This window comes from Fluviicola sp. (assembly GCF_030151805.1).
Lineage (GTDB): Bacteria > Bacteroidota > Bacteroidia > Flavobacteriales_D > Crocinitomicaceae > Fluviicola.
This window is the reverse complement of the sequence record NZ_JASLCN010000474.1, coordinates 1-4,699: the sequence shown is the minus strand read 5'-3', so window position 1 is coordinate 4,699 and position 4,699 is coordinate 1. Positions and strand designations below refer to the sequence as shown.

The 4,699-nt window shown below is 41.1% G+C and carries 5 protein-coding genes and 1 pseudogene; 5 read left to right on the top strand and 1 reads right to left on the bottom strand.

Translation table 11 applies throughout. The features are described from left to right. A pseudogene (locus Q1V93_RS18035) lies at nucleotides 1–940 on the bottom strand (NAD-dependent DNA ligase LigA); the annotation flags it as partial. Nucleotides 941–1,077: 137 nt separating this feature from the next. Here Q1V93_RS18035 and Q1V93_RS18030 point away from each other — a divergent pair. The 5 genes from Q1V93_RS18030 to Q1V93_RS18010 all read left to right on the top strand — a co-directional run. Beyond that, nucleotides 1,078–2,397 carry a DUF4178 domain-containing protein gene (locus tag Q1V93_RS18030; protein WP_300666587.1) on the top strand — a complete coding sequence of 440 codons (1,320 nt, stop codon included), beginning with the start codon at nucleotides 1,078–1,080 and terminating at the stop codon, nucleotides 2,395–2,397. Then, nucleotides 2,397–2,558, top strand: a complete 162-nt coding sequence (locus Q1V93_RS18025) for a hypothetical protein (RefSeq protein WP_300666586.1) — start codon at nucleotides 2,397–2,399, stop codon at nucleotides 2,556–2,558. The genes Q1V93_RS18030 and Q1V93_RS18025 overlap by 1 nt, the downstream gene beginning before the upstream one ends. Nucleotides 2,559–2,631: 73 nt before the next feature. Further along, nucleotides 2,632–2,847: a DUF350 domain-containing protein gene (locus Q1V93_RS18020; RefSeq protein ID WP_300666584.1), complete on the top strand. Its 216-nt coding sequence runs from the start codon at nucleotides 2,632–2,634 to the stop codon at nucleotides 2,845–2,847. Between the two features lies 1 nt (nucleotide 2,848). Further along, on the top strand, nucleotides 2,849–4,351 hold the full coding sequence (locus tag Q1V93_RS18015; RefSeq protein WP_300666583.1) for a polyamine aminopropyltransferase: 1,503 nt from the start codon (nucleotides 2,849–2,851) through the stop codon (nucleotides 4,349–4,351). A 1-nt stretch (nucleotide 4,352) separates the two neighbouring features. After that, a partial coding sequence (locus Q1V93_RS18010; protein ID WP_300666581.1) for an FAD-dependent oxidoreductase occupies nucleotides 4,353–4,699 on the top strand: 347 nt, incomplete at its 3' end.

Genomic DNA, 4,699 nt, shown 5'->3' with positions numbered 1-4,699 from the left:
ATGCGATTGCCCAACGTGGCGATTTGGCCGTAAAGCCCAGATCAGCCTGTTGATCATAATTGTTTACTTTGATAACGATTCCATCAATATCGAAAGGCAGATTGTAACGCTCTTTGTCCCAATAATGAATGAATTCCATGATTCCTTCAATCGAGGAGGTCTTCAAAATGTATTTATTCTTTTCCTGGGGTGTTTTGAAACCCCATTCGTGTGCTTTCTGAACACTTTCAAAGTGAGATTCCATCAACAGATCATCGCCGTAAACTCCGTATAAATAACAATCCAACCCCCTTTCTGCAACTACTTTCGAATCTTGTGATTTGAGCGTTCCGGATGCAGAGTTACGCGGATTGGCAAAAACGGGTTCTCCCAATTCTTCCCGCTGACGATTCATTGCTTCGAAATTTGCTTTCGGGAAGAAAATTTCACCCCGGATTTCAAAATCATCCGGAAAATCGCCTTTCAAATTCAACGGAATGGTGCGAATCGTCTTCACGTTTGCCGAAATATCTTCTCCCTGCGTTCCGTCACCGCGGGTAACTGCTCTGGAAAATTTCCCGTTCACATAGCGAATTCCGATTGCAACACCGTCGTATTTTAGTTCACAAACATATTCGATGGGGCCGGATGCCAGTTTTTTCAAGCGTTGTTCCCACTCAATGATTTCTTCTTCTGAATACGAATTGGAAAGCGAAAGCATCGGAAAACGGTGAACAACCGTTTCAAACTTTTTGGTAATATCTCCACCTACCCGTTTGGTCGGGCTCAGGTCTGAAGCAAACTCCGGAAATTGAGCTTCCAGGTCCTGAAGTTCCTTGAGCAAAAGATCAAATTCATAATCCGTTATTGTCGGATTACTTTCTACATAATAATTGTAATTATGCTGATTCAGTTCACTTGTCAGCTGTTCGATTCTTTGTTGTACTTCAATCGGATTCATACGGGAATTTTCGATTATCAAAAATAGAGAAATTTGGCTTCCTGAGCTCCTTTTCCGAAATTCTATTTTTCGTTTACCCGGCTCTTTGAATTTTGAATAATTTAATGATATTTGCAACGATTATCTTGAACTACCACATGAAGAATTGGGAATCTTGTTTTACTGTCGATGAGCATGGTCGTGCATTCAAATGTTCAAAATGTCAGACTGTTTCCAAACTTTACCTTCCCAACAAGCTGGAAATTTTTGCTTGTCCCAAATGCAAAACGATTCACAGCAAAGATCATTTTGAGAAATACTTAAAACTGCCGAATCAGAACGCCCAGTTTTTGAAATATTTCAAAATCGGTACTGTAGGCACATATGACGGGATCAAGTACACCGTGATCGGTCAAGTGAGCAAAAGAGTTGTTACAAGACCTTCAGACATGTGGGAAGAAATTGTTCTTCTAAGTGAAACCGGTGAAATTTCCTTCCTGAATTGCTCTTACGGGAATTACACCTGGGTGAAGACGCATCACAACATTCCTGCTCAGCAAATACTCACCAATATTGAGAGCACGTTTGAATTTGAAGGTCGTGATTACTCATTCATGCAAGGCTACAACTACCAGTCTAAATATTGTATCGGAGAATTTCCATACAATTTGGTAGATGTCAAAAAGATCAATTGCTCCGATTACATTGCTCCACCGCATGTCATTTCCATCGAAAAACATCCTGACGGAAAAATAGATTGTTTTCTGGGACAGCACATGACCCGGAAACAGGTTTCCATCATGTTCAATGATTACCGGATCGAATCCCAGGAAAAGGAAGGAATCGGAATAGCGCAACCCGTTTTGGGAAATGTGGATGTAGATAAATTCACCAAATTTGGTTTACTGACCATTCTGTTTATTGTTATTGCTTCAATTATCAGCGGGAATACCAGGGCAAACCGTACGTTTGTCAAATCCACCATTCATCTGCCGCTTTCCGAAGCAACCAGCAAAAATCCGGAATTCGTCAGTAACTCTTTTTACCTGGACAGCTCTGCAACAGGAAATTATCTTGAATTTTCAAGTTATGTTCACTTAAGCAATGAATGGGTTGAACTGGGCCTGACTTTAATCAATGAAGCCACGGGAGAAGAACGGGAATTCGGAGTAGTATCAGAATATTACAGCGGAGTAGATGATGGATATTCCTGGGCAGAAGGAGAAGAAACAGGAACCGTCGGTTTATCAGAAGTTCCCGGAGGAAAATACCATTTAAAAGGAACCATTTATTCTTCGGTTACTATAGATAAAACCATTTTTTTGACTGGTCGTTACGGAGGAACCGAATGGTGGAATACACTGATCCTGGTAATTCCTTTACTCGTATTAATCATCGTTCTGAATGTCCTGAAAAGGAACTACGAACAAATGAGAAGAGGAGAACGCGACAGTTTGTTTGGATTAAATGATGAATGATGCTAAATTTCTTAAAACAACATAAGTTTACTTCCATTGTTCTGGGAATGGTGATCATTCTCTACATCTGGGCACAGGCAGGAAGTTTTAAACTCCTTAAATCGGAATATGGAACCAGGTATGCACCGAATACTACTCACGGAAGCGTACATCACAAGTAAGAACAAGCACCGCTTGTGATAGAGACAAGCGTTAGGTAGTCATGGCTATAAATGAATTAAAATAAAAACGCATATGAAAGCAATTGTAGATTGGAATACCGTTTTAGCATCCTTAATTTATGCAGGTTTAGGGATTTTTGTACTGTTATTGTCATTTATCATCATCGAAAAACTGACTCCCCAAAACTTATGGAAGGAAATCTGGCAGAATAAAAACATGGCTTTGGCACTATTAGGCAGTGCTTACATGATTGCTGTAGCCATTATTATCGCCTCCGCAATTCATTGATATGCATTATCTACTCCTGTTTACCATTTTTGTTATTTCAACTTGCGGGTTGATTTATGAACTCGTTGCCGGAACGCTGGCCAGTTATCTGTTAGGAGATAGTGTTACCCAGTTTTCCACCGTCATTGGAACTTACCTGTTTGCAATGGGAATCGGCTCATTTCTTTCCAAATTCATCCGCAACAACCTCATCGAGCATTTTATCCGGATTGAAATCATTACAGGTATTATCGGAGGTTTAAGCAGTGCCGTGCTGTTTATCAGTTTCGGTTACAGCGGCTATTTCAGGATCATTCTTTACGGACTTGTTTTGTTAACCGGAGTTTTTGTCGGACTTGAAATTCCGCTGATTATGCGGATTCTGAAAAACAAGGTCGGGTTTCGGGATTTGGTGTCCAAGGTATTCACCTTCGATTACATCGGTGCGCTGATTGCTTCTATCGCATTTCCGATTGTGTTGGTTCCTTACCTGAATCTGACACGAACATCTGTTTTATTTGGTTTGTTCAATGTGGGACTGGCTCTTTACCTGATTTATTATTTCAGAAAAGAACTCAGAAGACCCAGCTTATTGTTTATTCAGGCTTCCGGAGCTGCTTTATTGCTGACATTCGCATTCGTATATGCCGGAAAAATCAACCGGATAAGTGAGACGGAAATTTACGGCGAAAGCATCATTTATGCCACCAATTCGAATTACCAGCGCATTGTTTTGACGCGTGACCGAAACGCATACAGTTTGTTTCTGAACAATCACCTGCAATTTAATTCCCGCGACGAATACCGCTATCACGAAGCATTGGTTCACCCGGTTTTATCGCACTGCAGAAAACCGAAAAACATCCTGGTTCTGGGTGGAGGAGACGGGTTTGCCGTTCGCGAAATTCTGAAATATCCGCAAGTTCAACACATTACCTTAGTGGACCTCGACCCGAAACTGGTGTCTATTTTCTCTAAAAATGAATTAATGACCAAACTCAACCACAACTCGTTGAACAATCCGAAGCTCAAAGTGATCCAGGCAGATGCTTTTGAGTGGTTGAGAAATAAGGCCAATCAAAAATACGATGCCATCATTATTGATTTCCCCGACCCTTCCAATTATTCTGTCGGGAAATTGTATACACTTTCATTTTACAAGTCGTTGCAGCGCGTGATGACCAATCGCACGCTTGCTGTTATGCAAAGTACTTCACCTCTTTACGCAAAAGAATCTTTCTGGTGTATCAACAGCACGATCGAAGCATCATATCTGCAAACGCTTCCTTATCACACGTATGTTCCGTCATTCGGAGAATGGGGCTACATTCTTTTTGGTTACGATCTGAACAACATGAAAACCTACCCGCTTCCGAAGGAATTGAAGTATTATTCCAATGAAGAATTCAAAGCGATGAAATTTTTCCCTGCGGATATGCGCGTTTCTCAAAAAGTCGTCAACCGGTTGGATAATCAGGCTTTGATTCCTTTGTTTGAAAAAGAATGGGATTCTTTATTTGATTAAGATGGAAAGAAGAACCTTCGTCAGATATATCGGAACCCTGGGAACCGTTGCGCTATTGATGCCGGATTTACTGGCTTGCAGCAATTCCAGGAAGAAAATTGTTACGAATAAACTTGGCGCTCCGCTGGAAAGAGGTCATTTGCTGCGTGGAAATTTCGATTTTGCGGCTAATTACCCTGTTGAGCAGCTTCATATTCCGGTTCTCATTGTTGGCGGAGGAATCAGCGGACTTGCAAGCGGTTACCACCTGTCCAAAAATGGGCATCCCGATTTTTTGCTCTTTGAATTGGGAGAACAAACCGGTGGAAATTCGGGTTTCGGTTCAAATAATTATTCCAAATATCCTCT

Bases quoted from the DNA above. Each gene is read 5' to 3' on its own strand.
- Q1V93_RS18015 (WP_300666583.1), top strand. From the start codon at position 2,849: ATGCATTATCTACTCCTGTTTACCATTTTTGTTATTTCAACTTGCGGG.
- Q1V93_RS18020 (WP_300666584.1), top strand. From the start codon at position 2,632: ATGAAAGCAATTGTAGATTGGAATACCGTTTTAGCATCCTTAATTTAT.
- Q1V93_RS18025 (WP_300666586.1), top strand. From the start codon at position 2,397: ATGCTAAATTTCTTAAAACAACATAAGTTTACTTCCATTGTTCTGGGA.
- Q1V93_RS18030 (WP_300666587.1), top strand. From the start codon at position 1,078: ATGAAGAATTGGGAATCTTGTTTTACTGTCGATGAGCATGGTCGTGCA.